Source organism: Blattabacterium cuenoti, from assembly GCF_014252015.1.
GTDB classification, from domain to species: domain Bacteria; phylum Bacteroidota; class Bacteroidia; order Flavobacteriales; family Blattabacteriaceae; genus Blattabacterium; species Blattabacterium cuenoti_U.
On record NZ_CP059206.1, the window covers coordinates 566,562 to 589,413 of the forward strand.

18 protein-coding genes are annotated in these 22,852 nt (G+C 25.0%); 9 read left to right on the forward strand and 9 right to left on the reverse strand.

What is annotated here, in order from left to right:
• Nucleotides 1-20: 20 nt before the first annotated feature.
• Nucleotides 21-290 (reverse strand): acyl carrier protein, encoded by a 270-nt coding sequence (locus H0H50_RS02770; protein ID WP_185867095.1) that lies wholly within the window; start codon nt 288-290, stop codon nt 21-23.
• 90 nt (nt 291-380) lie between these two features.
• On the opposite strand from H0H50_RS02770, the gene H0H50_RS02775 reads away from it, so the two are divergent.
• Nucleotides 381-1,964, forward strand: coding sequence for a phosphoenolpyruvate carboxykinase (ATP) (locus H0H50_RS02775; RefSeq protein ID WP_185867096.1), 1,584 nt, complete (start codon nt 381-383; stop codon nt 1,962-1,964).
• Here the strand turns inward: H0H50_RS02775 and H0H50_RS02780 are convergent.
• Complete coding sequence (locus H0H50_RS02780) at nt 1,956-2,573, reverse strand: riboflavin synthase (protein ID WP_185867097.1); 618 nt, start codon at nt 2,571-2,573, stop codon at nt 1,956-1,958. The two genes, H0H50_RS02775 and H0H50_RS02780, sit on opposite strands and share 9 nt — an antisense overlap.
• Nucleotides 2,574-2,621: 48 nt before the next feature.
• On the opposite strand from H0H50_RS02780, the gene pdxA reads away from it, so the two are divergent.
• Nucleotides 2,622-3,668 carry a 4-hydroxythreonine-4-phosphate dehydrogenase PdxA gene (pdxA, locus tag H0H50_RS02785; RefSeq protein ID WP_185867098.1) on the forward strand — a complete coding sequence of 349 codons (1,047 nt, stop codon included), beginning with the start codon at nt 2,622-2,624 and terminating at the stop codon, nt 3,666-3,668.
• On the opposite strand, the gene H0H50_RS02790 is transcribed toward pdxA, so the two are convergent.
• Nucleotides 3,660-3,896, reverse strand: coding sequence for a FoF1 ATP synthase subunit delta/epsilon (locus H0H50_RS02790; protein ID WP_185867099.1), 237 nt, complete (start codon nt 3,894-3,896; stop codon nt 3,660-3,662). The genes pdxA and H0H50_RS02790 overlap by 9 nt on opposite strands.
• Before the next feature lie 8 nt (nt 3,897-3,904).
• Entirely contained in the window at nt 3,905-5,407 is a 1,503-nt protein-coding gene (atpD, locus tag H0H50_RS02795) for a F0F1 ATP synthase subunit beta (RefSeq protein WP_185867100.1), read from the reverse strand.
• Nucleotides 5,408-5,488: 81 nt separating this feature from the next.
• On the opposite strand from atpD, the gene H0H50_RS02800 reads away from it, so the two are divergent.
• Together H0H50_RS02800 and H0H50_RS02805 are read left to right on the forward strand one after the other, a co-directional pair.
• On the forward strand, nt 5,489-6,439 hold the full coding sequence (locus tag H0H50_RS02800) for a bifunctional riboflavin kinase/FAD synthetase (RefSeq protein WP_185867101.1): 951 nt from the start codon (nt 5,489-5,491) through the stop codon (nt 6,437-6,439).
• Nucleotides 6,423-9,074: a PD-(D/E)XK nuclease family protein gene (locus tag H0H50_RS02805; protein ID WP_185867102.1), complete on the forward strand. Its 2,652-nt coding sequence runs from the start codon at nt 6,423-6,425 to the stop codon at nt 9,072-9,074. The genes H0H50_RS02800 and H0H50_RS02805 overlap by 17 nt, the downstream gene beginning before the upstream one ends.
• Here the strand turns inward: H0H50_RS02805 and leuB are convergent.
• The 4 genes from leuB to H0H50_RS02825 are packed head-to-tail and all read right to left on the reverse strand — an operon-like array spanning nt 9,068 to nt 13,320.
• Nucleotides 9,068-10,126: a 3-isopropylmalate dehydrogenase gene (gene leuB, locus H0H50_RS02810; protein WP_185867103.1), complete on the reverse strand. Its 1,059-nt coding sequence runs from the start codon at nt 10,124-10,126 to the stop codon at nt 9,068-9,070. The genes H0H50_RS02805 and leuB overlap by 7 nt on opposite strands.
• Nucleotides 10,123-10,716 carry a 3-isopropylmalate dehydratase small subunit gene (leuD, locus tag H0H50_RS02815; protein WP_185867104.1) on the reverse strand — a complete coding sequence of 198 codons (594 nt, stop codon included), beginning with the start codon at nt 10,714-10,716 and terminating at the stop codon, nt 10,123-10,125. The genes leuB and leuD overlap by 4 nt, the downstream gene beginning before the upstream one ends.
• The gene (leuC, locus tag H0H50_RS02820; protein WP_185867105.1) at nt 10,691-12,097 is read right to left on the reverse strand and encodes a 3-isopropylmalate dehydratase large subunit; all 1,407 of its coding nucleotides are present in this window, start codon (nt 12,095-12,097) and stop codon (nt 10,691-10,693) included. The genes leuD and leuC overlap by 26 nt, the downstream gene beginning before the upstream one ends.
• Nucleotides 12,098-12,099: 2 nt before the next feature.
• Nucleotides 12,100-13,320, reverse strand: a complete 1,221-nt coding sequence (locus tag H0H50_RS02825; protein WP_185867443.1) for a 2-isopropylmalate synthase — start codon at nt 13,318-13,320, stop codon at nt 12,100-12,102.
• Between the two features lie 145 nt (nt 13,321-13,465).
• Here H0H50_RS02825 and H0H50_RS02830 point away from each other — a divergent pair, with 145 nt between their 5' ends.
• Nucleotides 13,466-15,025 carry a hypothetical protein gene (locus H0H50_RS02830; RefSeq protein ID WP_185867106.1) on the forward strand — a complete coding sequence of 520 codons (1,560 nt, stop codon included), beginning with the start codon at nt 13,466-13,468 and terminating at the stop codon, nt 15,023-15,025.
• 417 nt (nt 15,026-15,442) lie between these two features.
• Nucleotides 15,443-16,717: a tyrosine--tRNA ligase gene (tyrS, locus tag H0H50_RS02835; protein WP_185867107.1), complete on the forward strand. Its 1,275-nt coding sequence runs from the start codon at nt 15,443-15,445 to the stop codon at nt 16,715-16,717.
• A gap of 67 nt (nt 16,718-16,784) precedes the next feature.
• Here the strand turns inward: tyrS and clpB are convergent, their stop codons facing one another.
• Entirely contained in the window at nt 16,785-19,391 is a 2,607-nt protein-coding gene (gene clpB, locus H0H50_RS02840) for an ATP-dependent chaperone ClpB (RefSeq protein ID WP_185867108.1), read from the reverse strand.
• A gap of 86 nt (nt 19,392-19,477) precedes the next feature.
• Between clpB and prfB the strand changes: the two genes are divergently transcribed.
• From prfB to speB, 3 genes are read left to right on the forward strand one after another with little or no spacing between them, the layout of a single operon-like run.
• Nucleotides 19,478-20,578 carry a peptide chain release factor 2 gene (gene prfB / locus H0H50_RS02845; RefSeq protein WP_185867109.1) on the forward strand — a complete coding sequence of 367 codons (1,101 nt, stop codon included), beginning with the start codon at nt 19,478-19,480 and terminating at the stop codon, nt 20,576-20,578.
• Nucleotides 20,579-20,590: 12 nt separating this feature from the next.
• Nucleotides 20,591-21,982, forward strand: a complete 1,392-nt coding sequence (locus tag H0H50_RS02850; RefSeq protein ID WP_185867110.1) for a type III PLP-dependent enzyme domain-containing protein — start codon at nt 20,591-20,593, stop codon at nt 21,980-21,982.
• Nucleotides 21,979-22,851 carry an agmatinase gene (gene speB / locus H0H50_RS02855; RefSeq protein WP_185867111.1) on the forward strand — a complete coding sequence of 291 codons (873 nt, stop codon included), beginning with the start codon at nt 21,979-21,981 and terminating at the stop codon, nt 22,849-22,851. The genes H0H50_RS02850 and speB overlap by 4 nt, the downstream gene beginning before the upstream one ends.
• Nucleotide 22,852 lies beyond the last annotated feature (1 nt).

Consider the following 22,852-nt stretch of genomic DNA (forward strand, 5'->3'; position numbering starts at 1 on the left):
CATACATAAAAAATATCTGTCTAATCAGCTCTTTTTTTTTCTGCATTTTTTTTATCCATTAAAAGAAATTCTATAGCTTCTATAGCTTCACCTACTGTAGTTATTTTTTCAGCTTTTTCATCCGAAATACTAATATTAAACTCTTTCTCAAATTCCATAATTAGCTCTACTATATCTAAGGAATCTGCTCCTAAATCATTGGTAAAACTAGCTTTACGAGTTATATCACTTTCTTCTACACTTAATTTTTCTACAATAAGAGCATTGACTTTGGATGCAATATCAGACATAGTTTCATAATTTTTTTTTTATGATACAAAATTAGTAAACTTTTGTAAATCATATATAAATTTGCTTGACGCATAAATAGTACATGATATATGATTTTTTTTTCTCTAGAGAACTATGGAATTTTGAATTCTTCAAATAATTGGCAACTTACGCCTTATGAACTACAAAAAATAATTATTCAAAAAAAAATGGGAGTTGAAACAAAATCAGGAGTTTTAGCTATAAATACTGGCTTTTTCACAGGTAGATCTCCTGATGATAGATTTATTGTAAAGGATAGTATTACAGAAAAAAAAGTTTGGTGGGATGAAAAATTTAATCAATCTTTTGATTCAAAAAAATTTGATTGTTTATATCAGAAAGTAGTTCAATATTTATCTGGAAAAACGTTATATATCCGAGATGGATATCTTTGTTCCGATAAACGTTATCAGTTAAATGTTCGTTCTATTAGTGAATATCCATGGTCTGATCTGTTTATTCATAATCTATTTTTTAGATTTTCTAAAATGGAAAAAATTTTACCGGATTGGTTATTATTGTGTGCCCCAGGATTTCAGGCTAATCCGGCAAAAGATGGAACACGAAAAAAAAATTTTTCTATATTAAATTTTTCTAAAAAAATAATTCTTATTGGAGGGTCAGGATACACAGGAGAAATTAAAAAATCTATATTTTCTGTTCTAAATTTTATACTTCCTATGTATAAAAATGTTTTTCCTATGCATTGTTCTGCAAATGTAGGAAAACATAAAAAAGATACAGCACTCTTTTTTGGTTTATCTGGAACAGGAAAAACTACTATTTCTAATGATATAAATAGGAATTTGGTTGGGGATGATGAACATGGATGGACATATGATAATATTGTCTTTAATTTTGAAGGAGGATGTTATGCTAAAATATTAGGCATTTCTAGAAAAAATGAACCTATGATCTATAGTGCTATAAGAAAAGGAGCTATGTTGGAAAATGTAATTTTAAAAAAGGAAACTAAAGAAGTAGATTTCTTGGATGATTCCATCACTCAAAATATAAGAATAAGTTATCCTATTTATTTTGTAAAAAATATTGAAAAAAAACTTTTGTCTTCTAATATAAGAAATATTTTTTTTCTAACATATGATGCTTTTGGAGTTTTCCCTCCTATAGCTAAACTAAATAGAGCACAATCTTCTTATTATTTTTTATTAGGATATACATCTAAAGTAGCTGGTACCGAATTAAATATTCACAAACCGAAAACTACTTTTTCTTCCTGTTTTGGAGCTCCGTTTATGCCTCTACATCCTGTTCAGTATACAAAAATGTTAATGAAAAAATTAGATAATACTGATATAAATGTTTGGATGGTCAATACTGGTTTGATATCGGGAGAGTATTCATCTGGACATCGCATCAAATTAAATGATACACGTAAAATTGTTCAAAATGTGTTGAATGGTTTTTTATCAGAAGTTCCTTATGAAAAATATCCTATTTTTAATTTTCAAATACCAAAATATTGTCCAGGAGTATCCTCTAACATATTAAATCCAAAAAATTCATGGAAAAATGAAAAAATGTATCAAAATCAAATCAAAATACTTGCTAAAAAATTTATTCAACATTTTGATATATACAGACAATATACAGACAAAAATATTTTATCTGGAGAACCTATTTTAGTCTAAGTTACTACTACTACTATACTTAGACTTTTGTATTAATTTTTTAATATATTTTCCTAAAATATCAAATTCTACATTGACAATATCACCAACTTTCATTAGGTGAAGATTGGTTTTTTCATAAGTAAAAGGAAGGATAGAAACGTTAAATACATATTGATTAGATGTTATTATAGTAAGACTTATTCCATTAATGGCAATAGAACCTTTTTTTATAACCATATGATCCAATTTTTTTTTAGATCTAAAAAAAAATAGATAGCTTCCATTTCTATTTTCAATTTTAATAATTTTAGCAATTGTATCTATATGACCTTGAACTATATGTCCATCTAATCGTTCATGTAATATTATCCCTCTTTCTAGATTTACTTCTTCTTGAATTTTTAAAAAATTTAAATTAGTACATAATAATGTTTCTTCAGAAGCTACAACTGAATAAGTTTTTTTATAAATATTCATAACACTTAAACATATTCCATTATGACAAATACTTTGATTAATTTTAATTTCTTTATTAGAAAATGGATTATTTAAAATTATATGAAGATTATTTTTATCACGATTTAATTGATGCACTTTTGCAGTGCATTCTACGATTCCAGTAAACATAATATAGTGATTTGTAATTTTCTTTAAATTAATTAAATATTGTATTTTATGAATTATAGAAAAAAGAAAATAAAAGTAGGATTTACAATGGGCGATATTAATGGAATAGGAACTGAGATTTTTTTGAAAGTATGTTGTAAAAAAAAACTTTTAGATTTATTCACCCCAATATTATTTGGATCTACTAAATTATGTTTTTATTATAAGAAAATTTTGAATATAGAGGTTAACAATATACGAGAAATAAAAAATTTCAAAGAAGTAGTTGATTATAAAATCAATGTATTGAATATATATAAAGAAGATATTAAATTTGAATATCTAAAAATAAATCATACAGAATCAGCAAAATATCCTATTTTATCTTTAAAAAAAGCTGTAAAATCTTTAAAGGAAGGAAAAATAGATGTACTCGTAACGGCTCCAGTTAATAAAAACAGTATGAATTACAAAAACTTTTCATTTATCGGTCATACTGAATATTTACAAAATGTTTTAGAAGGTGAATCATTAATGTTAATGATTCACGATATTTTAAAAATTGCTTTAGTAACTAATCATTTACCTTTAAAAAAGGTAAGTTCAGAATTAAATATAAAAAAAATAATAAAATCAATTAAAATTTTACATCAATCACTCATTATTGATTTTTCTATAGAAAAACCAAAAATTGCGGTATTAGGATGTAATCCTCATTCAAGTGATAATGGATTAATAGGAAATGAAGAAAGAATAAAAATTAGACCTGCTATTGAGAGTTTATTTCATAACCAAGGATGGTTAGTTTTTGGTCCTTATCCTTCCGATAGTTTTTTTGGAAATAGAAATTATCGTTATTTTGACGCAGTTTTAGCTATGTATCATGATCAAGGACTAATCCCTTTTAAAACTCTAACCTTTAATCAGGGCGTTAATTTTACAGCTGGTCTATCTCATATACGAACATCCCCTGATCATGGAGTAGCCTATGATATAGCTAAAAAAGGAATTGCTAATGAAAATTCATTTGAAGAAGCCATTTTTAGTGCTATAAAAATATTTAAAAATAGAAAAGAATATATGAAACTAAAACTTAGTTCATCTAAATTACCATAAAATTATAACAACTAAATTTTTTTTTACTTGTAAAAGTCCACCTTCTATTTGAATTTTTTTTTTTTCATTTTTTTTTGATTCTAATTTTAAAAAACCATTTTTTAATATAGAGATAAATGGAGCATGATTTTTTAGTACTTGAAAATATCCATAGGAGCCAGGAGCTATAATAGAAATTGTATCTTCTGGATAAAAAATTTTATGATGACTAATAATTTTTATTTTCATGAATTGATTTATAACATTTTTTTTCCACTTTCTATAACTTGTTCAATTGTTCCTTTTAAATTAAAAGCGACTTCTGGTATATCATCTAATTCTCCTTCTATTATCATATTAAAACCTTTTATAGTATCTTCAATTTTTACAAATTCTCCTTCTATTCCTGTAAATTGTTTTGTAACATGAAATGGTTGAGATAAAAAACGTTGAACCCGTCTAGCTCTAGAAACTATTAATTGATCTTCTTCACTTAATTCTTCTATACCAAGAATAGCTATAATATCTTGTAATGAATTATACTTTTGCAATATTTTTTTAACTTTTTGTGCACAATTATAATGGTTTTGATCTATTATATCTATAGATAGCATACGTGAAGTAGAATCTAAAGGATCTACTGCAGGATAAATTCCTAAAGATGCTATTTTTCTTGAAAGGACGGTAGTTGCATCCAAATGTGAAAATGTGATTGCAGGAGCGGGATCTGTTAAATCATCTGCAGGGACATAAACAGCTTGCACTGAAGTAATAGATCCTGTTTTTGTAGAAGTAATCCTTTCTTGCATAGTCCCCATTTCAGAAGATAAAGTAGGCTGATATCCTACTGAAGAAGGAATTCTACCTAATAAGGCTGAAACTTCTGATCCCGCTTGAGTAAAACGAAATATATTATCTATAAAAAATAAGACATCTTGTCCTTTTTTTCCTTCTAAATACTGATCTCTATAATATTCAGCTAATGTTAACCCAGATAAAGCAACTCTTGCTCTAGCTCCAGGAGGTTCGTTCATTTGACCAAAAACAAAAGCAGCTTTAGATTCTTTCAAAGATTCTTTATCTACTTTAGTAATATCCCAATATCCCTTTTTCATTGATTCCATAAAAGATTTTCCATATTTTATAATTCCAGATTCTAACATTTCTCTTAATAAATCATTTCCTTCTCTAGATCTTTCTCCAACTCCGGCAAAAATAGATCGTCCTCCATGTTCTTTCGCTACATTATTAATTAATTCCTGGATTAATACAGTTTTTCCAACTCCTGCTCCACCAAATAATCCTATCTTACCTCCTTTAGGATAAGGTTCTATTAAATCTATAACCTTAATTCCTGTATATAGAATTTCTGTTTCAGTAGATAAATCTACAAATGCAGGAGGTTCACTATGAATAGGTTTAGTTTTAGATCTATCTACATCTCCTAATCCATCTATACAATCTCCTAATACATTAAAAATCCTTCCATTAATAGATTCGCCTATAGGAACAGAAATTGGTTTATCTAAAGCATAAACTTCTTGACCTCTTTGCAAGCCATCCGTAACTTCCATAGATATACAACGAACATTATTCCCTCCCATATGTTGTTGAACTTCCAATACAATTTTATTTTTTTTAGATAAATATACTTCTAAAGCATCATAAATTTTAGGAAGATAAGATTCTTCTTTAAAAGAAACATCTATCACTGGTCCTATGATTTGAGTAATTATTCCCTTAAATTTTTTTTTATGCATTCTGCAATTCCTTTTTTTTAAATCTTTATACAATTACAATTATATTTGTACTTGTAAATGTAAAAGAAAAAGATAAAAATTTTGAAAATTTATTCGTTAATTGATGAATTTTATTCTTTTTTTCCATGTGTATTAACACTTGGAATTTTTGATGGAGTTCATGTAGGTCATAAAAAAATTATTGAAAATTTAATTTTCAGATCTCATAATCAGAATCAAAAAAAGTACTGTTCTGTTCTGCTTACTTTTCATCCGCATCCAAAAGAAATATTAAATTCAGATAAAAAATTTTTATATTTAAATACACTTCCTGAAAGAATATATAAATTAAAAAAAACAGGAATAGAACACTTGATTGTTCATCCTTTCACTACAACATTTTCAAAGTTAAGAACAAAAGATTTTTTAAAAAAAATTTTACATCCTAAATTTAAAATTAAAAAAATTATTACTGGATACGATTCGCATATTGGAAGAAATAGAGATAACTCTTATGAAGAATTAAAAAAATTATCACATATTTATGGAGTTAAAGTTTATCAAGTTCGTCCTTACAAATTAAGAAAAAAAATAGTTAGTTCTACTAAAATACGTGAATCTATATCATTAGGAAATATCCAATGGGCGAACCAAGCTTTGGGTTATTTTTATACATTATCTGGTTATGTTATAGAAGGAAAAGGTATAGGAAGAATGATTAATTTTCCAACTGCAAATCTACAAGTAGATTCTAAAAAAATGATTCCCAAAAAAGGTGTTTATGCTGTAAAAATTAATTATTTAAATAACATATATTTAGGAATGTTAAATATAGGAATTAATCCTACTATTGATCAAGAAAATAAAAAAATAAAGATAGAAGTACATATTTTCGATTTTTTTGATAATATATATGGAAAAAAAATAGATATTTTAATAATTCATATAATACGTGAAGAGAAAAAATTTAACTCTATTCAAGAATTAAGAAAACAAATATGCATAGATAAAATAAATGTGCAAAAATTTTTTTCTTGTGAAAAAAAAAATTGACAAAATTATTCAATGTCTATTGAAAGACTTGAATCATAAAATTATTTTCATATCAAAAGCTTCTACAGTTATAGAATATATTAAAACTAAGTATAGTTCAAAATTTAGTTCAAAAACTAAATTTTTTACAATAGAAGAATTTCTTGAAAATATTTCTGGACTGAAAATTGTGGATAATTACTCAATACTTATTCAGTTTTTTTATCTATTGAAAAAAGATGATTTTATGGAAAAAAAATTTCATGATTTTTTTAATTGGGGTCCTAAAATATTAAATGATTTTCAGAATATAGATTTCAATATGATTGATATTGAACGTTTTTTTTCTTATGTTATTTCTACAGAAAAAATCAACAAATGGAATCTTCATCTTTTAAAACAAGAAAAATTTTTTTTTTGGGAAAAAATTCATGAATATTATTACATTTTACAATCTCAACTTTTAAAAAAAGGAATCTCTTATTATGGAATGCTTTTCAAAACAGCAATTTCTCGTTTAGATTCCTTTTTCTGTCAAAATTCAAATACAAAAATTGTATTATTTCTTTTTGATTGTATTGCATTTAATGAATGCGAAAAAATTTTTACTAAAAAAATTATTCAAAAAGGATTAGTTTATAATTTATATGAAAAGGATACTTCAATTCTAACTCTAGAATCTTTGAATAAAAAGAGAGTTTTGGATTCAAAAACATGTTTACAATTACAATGTAAAAATTTACAAATTATTCCTGTTTCAAAAGAAATAGAACAAGTGAAAACGGTGGAAAATATAATATGTAAATTGATAAACAAAGACCAAAAAACTAATAAAATACTATTAATACCAGGAGATAAGCATTTGACTTTACCATTAATAAATTCTATAAAAAAATTAGGAATTAATATATCAATTAATATAGATTATTCATTAAATAATATCCCTATTTATTATACTTTTTATTCCATATTACAATTGCTAGTAAAAAAAAATAAATTCAAAAAATTCATTAGAAAAGATGTTATAAAAGTATTATCTAATGGATATATTCAAAAATTTTTTTTAAAACAAAATTCAATTTTAAAAAAATTAAATGTAGAAAGTGATTCGGATTTTGTTTGTGAAGATACAATAAAAAAATATTTATATAAAAATAATTTGTGGATTATTTTTAAAATTCCAACTAATAATATAAAAATAATTCTTATTAGCCTTATTGGGTTTATTAGAAAATTTAAAAAACTGCTTTTTACAAATATTAAAAAACATTTTTTGGAACTAAAATTCATTTATCAACTAGAAATTTATATACAAAAATTAAGAATAATAGTTAGGAAAACTAAAAATTTTTCACTAAATGATGTATTCAATATATATGAACAGTTTACTCATACAGAAAGCATACGATATATAAATAAAAATAGAAGAGGTTTATATTTAACAGGTTTTATAGATGTTTTTTTTGACAATTTTGATATTGTGATTATAACATCTTTTAATGATGGAATCATTCCTACAAATCATGATAATAAAAATAGTTCTTTCATTCCTTTTGAGATAGAAAAAAAACTACAGATAAATAATCTTAACGAAGATTTTTATTTTTATCATTTTAAAAGAATTGTTCAGTCTTCAAAAAAAGTATATTTAATATATAAAGATCAGCCGGATGAAATTAGTTCTGGAGAAAAAAGCCGTTTTATTCATAAAATAGAAGCAATTTATAAAATTGAAAAAAATAAAATAAGCGAACCATCTTTTCCTATAAATTCAAAAAGAATACCTATTGTAATTCATAAAACAAAATCTATAATTCAATGTTTATATAAATTAATTCATGAAGGATTATCCCCTTCATCCATTCATTTATATAATTATAATCCTATTTTATTCTATTATAAAAAAATACTTAAGTTAAATGAACCAGAAAAAACATCTTATAAAAAAGAAATAGGAAAAATTATTCACAAAATACTAAAAATATTATATGATCCCGTAAAAGAAAATTTAATAACTACCAATTGTATTCATAAAATGAGAAATAATTATGAATCCACTATAAAAAAAGTTCTTTTAGGAAAAGAAGAAATTATTGAAGGAAACAACATGTTTTTTTATTGTATCATAAAAAATTATATAGAAAATTTTATTTCATGGGATGAAAAATTTGTTAAAAATGGACATAAAATTCTTATCAAAGAAATAGAATGTAAAGTTTCTGCAAAATTAAATATCGGATCAACAAAAGTCAATTTACATGGGATTATAGATCGTATAGATGAATGTGATGGAACTACTCGTATTCTTGATTACAAAATAGGATTTTCAAAAACTAAAAAAATCAATATTCCTTTAAAAAATATTGAAAATGTTTTTTACGATATAAATTATGCAAATACTATGCAATTACTTATTTATGTTTATTTATGGTTTAAATCTTCCACATTTAAAGGAAGCAAAAAAAAATCTCCTATCATTGGAATTGTTTCTCCCGCAATGAATGGAAATATATTACAAGTTCCTGTAAATATTTTTCATATTCAAAAAATAAATATGACATATGTCAATTATAAAATAAAGGTTCTTCCATTTCTTATTCAAAGAATTTATGATATCCTAGATCCTAGGATCCCTATTATAGAAAAAATCTATTGATTTAAAATATATTTTTCTATATAATTCCCTACTTCTTCTGTAGTTGAAGATAATTTTGAATCAATAATATCTGGTGTACATATTTTTTTTTCAATAGAATTTTTAACTGCTTTTTCTAAAATATTTTTTTCTTTATGCATTCCAAAATATTCTAACATCATAGAACTTGAAAGAATACATCCCAAAGGATTTGCTATATTTTTTCCTTTCGCTTGAGGATAAGATCCATGTATAGGTTCAAACATGGATTTATTATTTCCTATAGAAGCCGAAGGCAGCAATCCTAAAGAACTTGTTAAAACGCTAGATTCGTCTGAAAGAATATCCCCAAACATATTATCCGTTAAAATGATATCAAATTTTTTAGGATTCATAATAATTTGCATAGCTGCGTTATCTATATACAAAAAATCTAGATCTACATTTGGATAATCCAAGGATATATTTTTAATAACCTCTCTCCACAATCTAGAAGTTTCTAATACATTAGCTTTATCCACTAGCGTTACTTTTTTTTTACGAGAAAGAGCTGCTTTGAATGCCATTTCTCCAATTCTTTCGATTTCTGTTTTAGAATAAATACAATAATCATAAGCTTCTTCTCCATTTTTATTACGACCTTTTTCTCCAAAATAAATTCCTCCTGTTAATTCTCGATATATAACAAAATCAACTTGATTTAAAAATTCTTTTTTTACAGGAGATTTATCTAATATTGAAAATACTATTATAGGACGAATATTACAATATAAATTCATTCTTTTTCTTAATTTTAATAATCCATCTTCAGGCCTCTTTCCTCTTGGATTATGATCATATTTCGGATCTCCGATACAACTAAATAAAACAGCATCTGATTTTAAACAATTCTCTATACTTTCTTCTGGCATGGGATCTCCTAATTTTTCTATAGCTTTAGATCCTGCTAAAACATTTTTATAATGAAAATCGTGTCCATATTTTATAGCTATAGAATTTAAAACTTTAATAGTTTCTTTTATAACCTCAGGTCCTATTCCATCTCCTTCTATCACAGAAATATTTTTTATCATATTAAAATTCTATTTTTTTCAAAAATTTCTACATCATCTTTAATAGAAATCAAAAAATCTATATCATCATAACCATTGATAAAACAATTTTTTTTGTATGGATGTATATGAAATTTATCGAATTCTTTTGTTTTTAGAATTGTAATCCTTTGATTAATTAAATCAACTTTTATTTTTACTTTTGGGTTCTTTTCAACTACATTAAATAATTTATCTAAAAAAAATTCAGATACTTCCACAGTTAATAATCCATTATTTAATGCATTTTCTTTAAAAATATCAGCAAAAAAACTAGATATTATCACCTTGAATCCATAATCAAAAATAGCCCATGCAGCATGTTCACGACTAGATCCGCAACCAAAATTTCTTCTTGATAAAAGAATTTTTCCATGAAAATTAGGATTATTTAATATAAAATTTTTATTTAAAGAACCATTTTTTTGATAACGCCAATCCATAAAAATATTTTTTCCACATTCTTCACGTTTAATCTCTTTTAAAAAACGAGCAGGTATAATTTGATCCGTATCTACATCTTCTATAGATAATGGAACTGCCTGACTAATTAATATCGTAAATTTTTTCATGAATATATTTATTAATATTTATGATTTTTCCTTCAATAGCAATAATAGCTGCTGTCAAAGGACTAGCAAGTAAAGTACGAGATCCTGGACCCTGTCTTCCTTCAAAATTTCTATTAGATGTAGAAATACAATATTCTCCTACAGGAATTTTATCCTCATTCATTCCCAAACAAGCAGAACATCCTGGTTGACGAAAATCAAATCCAGAATCTTTAAAAATCTTATCTAATCCTTCTTTTTTAGCTTGTTTTACTACTTGGTTTGATCCAGGGACTATCATGACTTGTACATGATTAGCTTTCCTTTTTCCTTTTATGACAGAAGCCACTAATCTTAAATCTTCTATTCTAGAATTGGTGCAACTTCCTATAAAAATGTAATTAATTCTTTTTCCTATTAAAAATTCATCCGAAGAAAAACCCATGTAATCCAGAGATTTACGATGTTTTTCTGATTTAGGTATCTTTTCATCTATTCTAATTGCCATTCCAGGATTTGTTCCATAAGTTATCATAGGTTCAATATCTTCAGCATTTAATACATATTCTTTATCAAATATTGTATTATCATCTGTTTTTAAAGATTTCCAATATTCTATGATTTTTTTTTCTTTTCTTTTAAGTTTAAGTTTTTGAAACCCCTTACTTTTTTTTACATAATCAAAAGTAATTTGATCTGGAGCTATTAATCCACCTTTTGCCCCCATTTCAATACTCATATTACAAATAGTCATTCTCCCTTCCATACTCATCTTTTTAATAGTAGAACCTGTATATTCTACAAAATATCCAATTCCAACATTTACTCCTAATTTTGAGATAATATATAAAATTACATCTTTTGGAGTCACTCCTTTTCTTAAATTTCCATTTAATTGTATCTTCATTTGTTTAGGTTTGGATAACAATAAACATTGACTGGCCATAACCATAGTGACTTGACTCGTACCAATTCCAAAAGCTATACAGCCAAAAGCTCCATGAGTAGAAGTATGACTATCTCCACAAACTATAGTCATGCCAGGTAAAGTATGACCTAATTCAGGGCCAATTACATGAACAATTCCATTATTTTGATCACCTAGTCCATATAATGTTATACCAAATTTATTGCAATTATCTGTTAATAAGTTAATTTGTTTTCTAGATAAAGGATCTGATATAGGTAAATGTTGGTTAATTGTAGGAACATTATGATCTGCAGTTGCTATAATTTGATTCGGTCTAAAAATGGGTAAATTCCTTCTTTCTAGTTCTAGAAATGCTTGAGGGCTGGTTACTTCATGTATATAATGTCTATCTATATAAAGAACATATATTTCATTTTCTAATTTTTTAATAATATGAGCCTCCCAAATTTTATCAAATAATGATTTTAACATTGTTATACAACATTTATTCTTCTACTACTACTATTCGTATTAGTATGCAATATTTTATTATTTTTTCCATTCAAATTAGCTTTTTTTAATATTATTTTTAATTCCATATCAGTAATTTCTTTCTTTTTATCTGCATACTTTAAAAAAATAGAATAAATTAAATCCAAAGAATTTTTGTTTAAAAAATAACCCAATTTTTTATATCTATAAGCTAAAGCTGCTCTTCCACTTCTAGCTGTAAGTACTATGGAAGATTGATTTATTCCAACGTCTTCTGGATTAATACTTTCATAAGTTTCTCTTTTTTTTATAATTCCATCTTGATGGATTCCAGAAGAATGAGAAAAAGCGTTAATCCCTACTATAGCTTTATTAGCTTGGACTTTCATCCCCGTACATTCTGATACTAAATAACTAGTCGAAGAAATTAATTTAGTATTAATATTAGTAAATAAATTTAAATGAGAATTTTGCTTGATAATCATAACAATTTCTTCTAAAGAAGTGTTCCCTGCTCTTTCTCCTATTCCATTAATAGTACATTCTACTTGTTCCGCTCCATTTATAATTCCAGCTAATGAATTAGCTGTAGCCAATCCTAAGTCATTATGACAGTGAGTAGATAATATTATTTTATGAATTCCTTTGACATTTTCCTTTAAAAAATGAATTTTAGATCCATATTCTTCTGGTAAACAATATCCTGTAGTATCAGGAATATTAATTACTGTTGCTCCATGTTTTATTACATTTTCACAAACTTTTGCTAAAAATTCATTTTCCGTACGTCCTGCGTCTTCAGCATAAAATTCTACATCTTCTACATATTTTTTTGCATACTTAACTGCATATACAGCTTGTTCTATAATTTTTTCTGGAGTACTATTAAATTTATAACGAATATGACAATTAGATGTTCCTATTCCCGTGTGAATTCTCGGTCTTTTAGCATATTTTAAAGCTAAACCTGCCATTTCTATATCCTTTTCTATGGCTCTAGATAAGGCACAAACTACAGTTTGTGATATCGATTTACAAATTTCTTGAACAGATTTATAATCTCCTGGACTTGAAGTTGGAAACCCAGCTTCTATCACGTCTACTCCTAAAACTTCTAATTTCTTAGCTATTCTTACTTTTTCTTTAGTATTCAATTTGCATCCTGGAACCTGTTCTCCATCTCGTAAAGTTGTATCAAAAATTTGTATTCTATTTTTTTTTATTTCCATATCATTGGATTTTTTTCATCAAAACTATTTTTTCCCAAAAAAAAACAGAAATAAATTATTGTAAAATTTACAGTATCTAATTATTAAAATTATTTTATATTTTTCTGTTAATCAAATTAAATATTATTATAAAATTACAATGTCTAATAACAATAATAAATCAGATCATCTTTTTTTATTAATTCAAACTCTATCAAAATCAGAAAAAAGAAATTTTAGACTTTATGTAAATCGTATAAAACAAAATAAATACGCTAAGTTTATAAGACTTTTTGAAATTATGAATAACATGAATTCTTATAATGAACGAAAAATATTAGAAAAAACACCTATAAAAAAAAAACAATTATCTAATATAAAAGCTCATTTATATAAACAAATTTTAATTAGTCTAAAGAAATTACAGTATACTGTAGAAAACCATGATATTCAAATACGTGAATATTTAGATTTTGCTAAAATTTTATATAATAAAGGATTATATATACAAAGCTTAAAATTATTAGAAAAAGCAAAAATTATTGCCAGATGTTATGAATCTAATACTATTCTTTTAGAATTAGTAGAATTTGAAAAAATGATAGAGTCTCAACATATAACTAGAAGTCTTTATTCTAGATCTGGAGAATTATCCGCAGAATCAAAAGAATTAATTGAAAAAATTCAATGCAATAATGCTTTATCTAGCCTTTCTTTAGAACTATACGGTTTATATTTAAAAGTAGGATATGTTAGAAACGAAAAAGATAGAATATTTATAGAAACATATTTTCGTACGAATCTTCCAAAATTTGATATAGATAAACTTAGTTTTTACGAAAAATTATTTTTATATCAAGCTCAAGTGTGGTATCATTATATACGACAAGATTTCATAATGTGCTATAGATCATCTTATAAATGGGTGGAATTATTTCAAAATCATACAAAAGCAAAAAAAATAGCTCCTGTAAGTTATTTAAAAGGATATCATTATTTATTAGATACTTTGTTTTATTTAAATCATTACTCAAAATTTATTCATGTATTTCAAAAATTTGAACAAGAAGTGCAAAATGGGGAAATTTTGATAAATGGGAATACTAAAATATTAATTTTTATGTATACATATACTAACCGTATCAACAAACATTATATGGAAGGAAGTTTTTCTGAAGGAGTTAAAAAAATAATTCCGTTATTATTTATGGATTTTAATAAAATTTTTAATCATTTAGATTCTCATTATATCATGATCCTTTACTATAAAATTGCTTGTTTATACTTTGGTAGTGGAGATAATAAAAATGCTATTCTTTATTTATCAAAAATTATGGAAAATAAAAAAAAGAATTTACGACAAGATTTACAATGTTTTGCAAGACTTTTACATTTAATCGCTTGTTACGAAAGTGGATTAGATGAAAATATGGATCAAAAAATTAAATCAACATATAAATTCTTTATTCAAATGGATGATTGGTATATTGTGCAAAAAAAAATTATTCATTTTTTTAAAAATTTAGGAAATGTATATCCACATCAAATGAAAAGTCAATTTAAAAAATTAAGAGATAAATTAGTTAAATATTATGATCATCCTTATGAAAAAAGAACTTTTCTCTATTTAGATATTATTTCTTGGCTAAATTCAAAAATAGAAAATAAATCTGTAGAATTAATTATAAAAGATAAATTTTTAAAAAACAATCAAAAATAATTGAAATAAAAATTATTTAACTCAATAAAAATATAACCCTGAAAAAAAGAATCATAAAATATGATAAAATAAAATGAATTAAAGCTTTCAATAAAAAAGATAAATTTGAAACATTATAAGAATTAATAATCGAATGAAAAAAAATGAAAATACTAAAAAATAATTTTATCGTACCACATAATATATAAATATATGTAGTGTATTTATATTTATTTTTTATAAATAAACAAAAAAGAAAAAAAAAACTATTTACAGGAAATAAAAAAACATATATTTTTAATATGAAAGAAAAATCCATTTTAAAAAAAATGGAAGTGAAAATAATATGAACTAAACTAAAAAAAAAAGTAAATAAATTGTATGCTACTATTTTCCTTATCATAATCAAAAAATCATAAATTTACTACTATTTTTCCTATGCAAAATATTATTGATGAACTCTCATGGAGAGGTTTAATTAAAAACAAAGTTTCCGGTACAGAATGTCAATTAAAAAAACCTACTACCATCTATGTAGGTTTTGATCCTACATCTGATTCTTTGCACATAGGAAGTCTTTTACCTATTATTATATTAATTCATTTTCAAAAAAAGGGACATAAATCTTTAGCATTGATTGGTGAAGCTACAGGTTTTATAGGAGATCCTTCTGAAAAAAAAGATAAAAGAATCTTTTTAAGAAAAGAAATTTTGCAAAAAAATACGGAATCTATAAAAAATCAGATATTGAAACTTCTTAAGTTCTATTCAGAAAAAATAGAATTATTAAATAATTTTGATTGGTTTAGAAAGATCTATTTTCTTGATTTTATTAGAGAAATAGGAAAATATTTTACTGTAAATCATATGATATCTAAAGATTCTGTAAAAAAAAGAATTAATAATAATAAAAATGGAATATCTTTTACTGAATTTTCTTATTCCTTAATACAAGGATATGATTTTTTATATTTAAACCAAATAAAAAATTGTCAATTACAAGTTGGAGGATCTGATCAATGGGGTAATATCACTGCAGGTGTAGAATTAATTCGAAAAAAAACAGGAAAAAAAGCGTATGGAATTACTTTTCCTTTAATAATAAAACCTAACGGAATGAAATTTGGAAAAAGTGATATAGGAGAAAATATATGGTTGGATGAAAAAAAAACATCTCCATATAAGTTTTATCAATTTTGGATGAATATTTCTGATTTTGATATTGAAAAATATATAAAAATATATACTTTTTTTTCTAAAGAAAAAATTAAAAATTTAATTTTTAAGCATAGAGAACATCCAAGTAAAAGATTGTTGCAAAAAAAACTAGCTAATGAAATGATTGAATGGATTCATGGAAATGAAATTTCAAAAAAAGTAATAAAAGTTACAAATGTATTATTCGAAAAAAAAAAAGAAATTTTTCAATTTTTGGATGAAGAAACTTTTATTTCTATATATGATCATATTCCACATATGTTTCTTCCTTTTAAGGAATTTGAAAAAGGTATTTTTTTATTAGATATTTTAAAAAAAAGTGGCTTTTTTTCTTCCAAAAGTGAAGCAAATCGAGCTTTAAAAGCAAATTCAATTCATTTAAATAAAATTCTTATAAAAGAAAATATTCTGATTAAAAAAGAAAACATAATAGGAAAAAAATATATTTTATTTCAATTTGGAAAAAAAGAATTTTTTATTATAAAAATTGAATGAATTTAATATCTAAAATTCCTTAATTTTTTGGAATCATATCGCCAATTTTCATAAATTTCTACTTTTTTTATGATTCTGATTGTCTAAATACAATCCCTTGTTCTTTAAAAAAATCTATTAATATTAGATGATTTTTTTTTATTTTACCTTTTAAAATTTCTTTAGAAAGATTATTTAAAATATCATGTTGAATAACTCTTTTTAAAGGTCGAGCTCCAAAATATGGATCATATCCTTTTTCAGCTAAATATTCTATAGCTTCATGAGTGGATTTTATACAAATATTTTTCTTATCATATAATAAATCTTCTAATTTTTTCATTTGTAACTTAACAATATCTCTTATTTCTTTTCTAGAAAGAGGTTTGAACAAAATGATTTCATCTATACGGTTAATAAATTCAGGTTTTACAATATTCTTTAATAAATCTATTAAAGCTTTTTTTGTAGCCTCTATTCTATTAGAAGAAATTTCTTGATCCAAATTTTCCTGAATGACATCTGATCCTATATTGGAAGTCATAATAATAATGGTATTTGTAAAATTAACCGTTCTCCCTTTATTATCAGTTAATCTACCATCATCCAAAATCTGCAAAAGTATATTAAAAACATCTGAATGAGCTTTTTCTATTTCGTCTAATAGAATGACACTATAAGGACGTCTACGTATAGATTCTGTTAATTGTCCACTTTCTTCGTATCCTATATATCCAGGCGGAGCTCCGATAAATCTACTTACAGAATGTCGCTCTTGATATTCACTCATATCTATCCGAATCATATTATTATCGTCATCAAACAAATATTCTGCTAAAGTTTTAGCTAGCTCTGTTTTTCCTACACCTGTACACCCTATGAAAAGAAAAGATCCAATAGGTTTTTTTTCATCTTGTAATCCTGCTCTAGATCTTCGTATAGCATCTGCTATAGATTGAATTGCATCATTTTGTCCTATTACTCTTTTATGTAATTCTTTTTCTAAAAATAATAATTTTTCTCTTTCACTTTGCAACATTTTGGTAACCGGAATTCCCGTCCATTTAGATACTACTTGAGCTATATCTTCTCTATAAACTTCTTCTTGTATCATTTTTTTACCCTGATCTTCTTGTTTTTTTAATTCATTTTCTAATGCTTTTACTTTATTTTCTTCTTCTTTTATTTTTCCATATCTTAATTCTGCTACCCTTCCATAATCTCCTGATCTTTCTGCTTGTTCGGATTCAAACTTGTAACTTTCTATTTTATCTTTAGCTTTTTGGATTCCTTCAACTAAATCTTTTTCATTTTGCCATTGAGTTTGCAATTGCATTTTCTCTTTATTCAATTTAGATAATTCTTTTTTTAAAGGAATTAATTTTTTATCATCATTTTCTCTTTTTAAAGCTTCTATTTGTATTTCCATATGCATAATTTTTCTATGTAATACATCCAATTTTTCTGGTTTCGAATTTATTTCCATTCTCAACTTTGAAGCGGCTTCATCTACAAGGTCAATTGCTTTATCTGGTAAAAAACGTTCGTTAATATAACGTTTAGATAATTCCACAGCTGCTATAATAGATTCATCTTTTATTCTTACTTTATGATGACTTTCATATTTTTCTTTAATTCCACGTAATATAGATATTGCATCATCTATAGAAGGCTCATTGACGTATACTTGTTGGAATCTTCTTTCTAAAGCTTTATCTATTCTGAAGTATTTTTGATATTCATTTAAAGTTGTAGCTCCTATAGCTCTAAGTTCTCCTCTAGCTAATGCTGGTTTTAAAATATTTGCTGCATCCATAGCACCTTCTCCACCTCCTGCTCCAACTAAAGTATGAATTTCATCAATAAACAAAATAATTTCTCCATCCGAAGATATTACTTCTTTGATAACAGCTTTAAGTCGTTCTTCAAATTCCCCTTTATACTTAGCCCCTGCAATTAAAGAAGCCATATCTAAAGAAAATACTTGTTTATTTTTCAAATTATCTGGAATATCTCCACTAATAATACGATGGGCTAATCCTTCAGCAATAGCCGTTTTTCCAACTCCTGCTTCCCCAATCAATATAGGATTGTTCTTTGTTCTTCTAGATAATATTTGCAAAACTCGACGTATTTCTTCATCACGTCCAATAACAGGATCTAATTTTCCTTTATAAGCCCATTTATTAAGATTTTTTGCATATTTATCCAAAGCATTATAAATAATTTCTGCTGTAGCAGAAATTATTTTTCCGTTTTTCTTTCTTATATTTTCAATAACTTCTTTGATTTTTATTTCTGTAATCCCTCGATCTCTCAATAATTGCGAAGCATGATCTAAACTCATAAAAATTCCGTAAAAAATATGCTCTATGGAAATAAATTCATCTTTTAATAGATTAGCATAATTTTCTGCTATATTTAACATTTTTGTTACATGTGAACTGAAATGTTGTGTTAAAGGTCCACTAAGAATTTTTGGATAAGAGGAAATTATACGATCTAATCCAATGTTTATTGATTGAGAATATACTTTTAATTCTTTTAAAATAAAAGGGATTATGTTTTTTTCAATTTTTAAAATTGATTTTAAAATATGTGCATTTTCTATAGATTGTTGATTATTTTTTAACGCAATATGTTGCGCTTCTTGTATCACTTCTTGTGATTTGATCGTAAACTTATTATAATTCATGCAAAAATAAAATTTTTATAATATAAAAAATTTATGATCAACATAGTTATTAAAATTAATTACTTCAAAATATTTATTTTCGTACTATGATAAAAAAAGAAGAAATACAATCTATTTCAAAAAGAATTCATAAAATTTATGATATTCTTAAAATAGATCAAATAAAAGCAGATATAATAAACAAAGAACAAGAAAAAATATCAAATCCTAATTTTTGGAAAGATTATAAAAAGTATCAAGATTTTATCAAGTATATACATGATATGAAAACATGTATAAGAGATTTTACAGAATTAAAAAAGGCTTTTGAAGAATTAGAAATAATATTTTCCCTTTCAAAAGAAGAAAATTTAGATAAAGAATTTGAAATTCAATTATATAAAACTAAAGAATTACTTTCAAATATAGAATTGAAAAATCTTCTTTCAGAAAAAGAAGATTCTTTAAATGCTATATTACAAATATCTTCTGGAGCTGGTGGAACTGAAAGTTGTGATTGGACTTCCATGTTAATGAGAATGTATTTTATGTGGGCAGAAAAAAAAAATTTTTTGGTTAAAAAAATTCATCATGTACCTGGAGATATTACTGGAATTAAATCCATTACTTTAGAAATCAATGGATTTTATACTTTTGGATATTTGAAAGGAGAAAATGGTGTACATAGATTGATCCGCATATCTCCATTTGATAGTAATTCAAAACGTCACACATCTTTCTCTTCTGTATATGTTTATCCTATGATAAATGATAATATTAACATAGATATTAAAATGTCAGATATAGAATGGGAAACTTTCCGTTCTAGTGGGGCAGGAGGTCAAAATGTAAATAAAGTCGAAACAGGTGTAAGATTACGTCATAATCCTACAGGGATTACCGTAGAAAATACAGAATCTCGTTCTCAAATAAAAAATAGACAAAAAGCTTTACAGTTATTGAAATCCAGATTATTTGAAATAGAAATGATTAAAAAAAATGAGAAAAAAGAAATGATAAAATCTACAAAAAAAAAAATAGAATGGGGTTCTCAAATTAGAAATTATATAATGCATCCTTATAAATTAGTGAAAGATTTAAGAACAGGATATGAAACTTCCAAAATTCAATCTGTAATGGATGGAGAAATAGACGTTTTTTTAAAAACATTCTTAATCTATAACAAAGAAAATAGAAACACAAGTTAATTTTCTTATTTAATGAAAATCCGTTATGCTGATCTTATAGATCAAACTTTTGATTTCCCCACTGAGGAATTTTCTATAAAAAATAATTTTTTAGAATTTCACGGAATTCCATTGATGGATCTTATAAAAAAATATGGAACCCCATTGAAATTTACATATTTACCCAAAATATCCAAAAATATACAAAAAGCTAGAAAATGGTTTGAAAAAGCTATTCATTCCAATCAATATAATAACAAATATACTTATTGTTATTGTACAAAAAGCTCTCATTTTTCTTTTATATTAGAAGAAGCTTTGAAAAATAATATAAGCATTGAAACTTCATATGCTTATGATATAGAAATTGTAAAAAATCTTTATCAAAAAGGAAAGGCTACTAAAAGTATTGAAGTTATATGCAATGGATTTAAACCCAAAAATTATATTGAAAATATATCAGAACTTATTAATAACGGATTCTATAACACAATACCAATATTAGATAATTCAGATGAATTAGAAAAATTGAATTTAGTTATTAATTATCCTTTTAAACTAGGAATACGAATTGCTTCTGAAGAGGAACCTAAATTTGAATTTTACACTTCTAGATTAGGAATCGGATATAAAGATATTATTGTTTTTTATTTAAACAAAATAAAAAATAATCCCAAAGTAGAATTAAAAATGTTACATTTTTTTATAAATACAGGAATAAAAGATACTGCTTATTATTGGAATGAACTTTTTAAATGTTTACATATTTATGCTAAATTAAAAAAGATAGCACCGGAATTAGAAATTTTAAATATAGGAGGAGGTTTCCCCATTAAAACATCTATGTCTTTTAAATATGATTATGAATATATGACAAACGAAATTGTATATCAAATAAAAAAATTTTGTCAAGAGGAGAATATTTCAGAACCCCATATTTACACAGAATTTGGGGCTTATACAGTAGGAGAAAGTGGAGGGATTTTATATCAAATACTTAGTCAAAAACGTCAAAATGATAGAGAAAAATGGAATATGATAGATAGTTCTTTTATGACTACACTTCCTGACACTTGGGCTATAAGTCGTAGATTTATTATGATGGCAATTAATCGTTGGAATGATTGTTATGAAAGAGTTTTTTTAGGAGGATTAACATGTGACAGTGATGATTACTATAATTCAGAACAACATATGAATGCCATATATCTTCCTTGTTTTCATCAAAAAACTCCGCTTTATATTGGTTTTTTCAATACTGGAGCATATCAAGATACAATTAGTGGATATGGAGGGGTGCATCATTGTTTAATTCCTCAACCTATTCATATATTGATAGATCATGATGAAAAAAAAAATTTTGTATATAAAATATTTCGTAACTCACAAAGTCCAGAAGAAGTTTTAAAAATATTAGGTTATTGAATTTTAATTATAAGAAAAAAACTTTTGCAGGAATTCCTAAAAAGTATGCAACAATTGATAAATCTCTAACGGTACTTATTCCAGTTCCATATGATTATACTCAAACATGGAAAAAAGGCTCTAAACAAGGACCTAAAGCTTTTTTAGACGCATCAGAACACATGGAATTATATGATATTGAAACTAATTCAGAAGTCTATAAAAAAGGAATTTTTCTTGTTCCCTCTTTTGTAAATTCTTCAATTCCTATAAAAAAAATGATTGATAAAGTATATCATATTACAAAAAAGTTTCTTTTTAAAGAAAAATTCATAACACTTATAGGAGGAGATCATTCTATATCAATAGGTAGTATTAGAGCTTTCGGAGAAAAATACGCTAATTTAAGTATTCTTCATATGGACGCACATACAGATTTGCGTCCTACATATAAAGGAAGTCCTTACAATCATGCATGTTCTATGTATGAAGCATCTCAAAAACATCCCTTAATACAAATAGGAATTCGTAGCATGGATATAATAGAAAAAAAATATATTCAAAAAGAAAACATATTTTATATGCATGAAATTTATAAAAATGATTTATGGATGCAAGATGCTATTCATAAATTATCTACTAATGTATTTATTAGTATAGATATAGATGTTTTTGATCCTGGTATAGCTCCTTCGACAGGAACTCCAGAACCAGGAGGTTTATCCTGGTATTCAAGTTTAAAATTTTTGAAAAAAGTTTTTAAAAAAAAAAATGTAATAGGATTTGATATTGTTGAACTTTTACCTAATAAAAAGGAATCTTCTACAGATTTTTTAGCAGTAAAACTTTATTATAAATTATTATCATATAAATATATGAATATAAATTAAT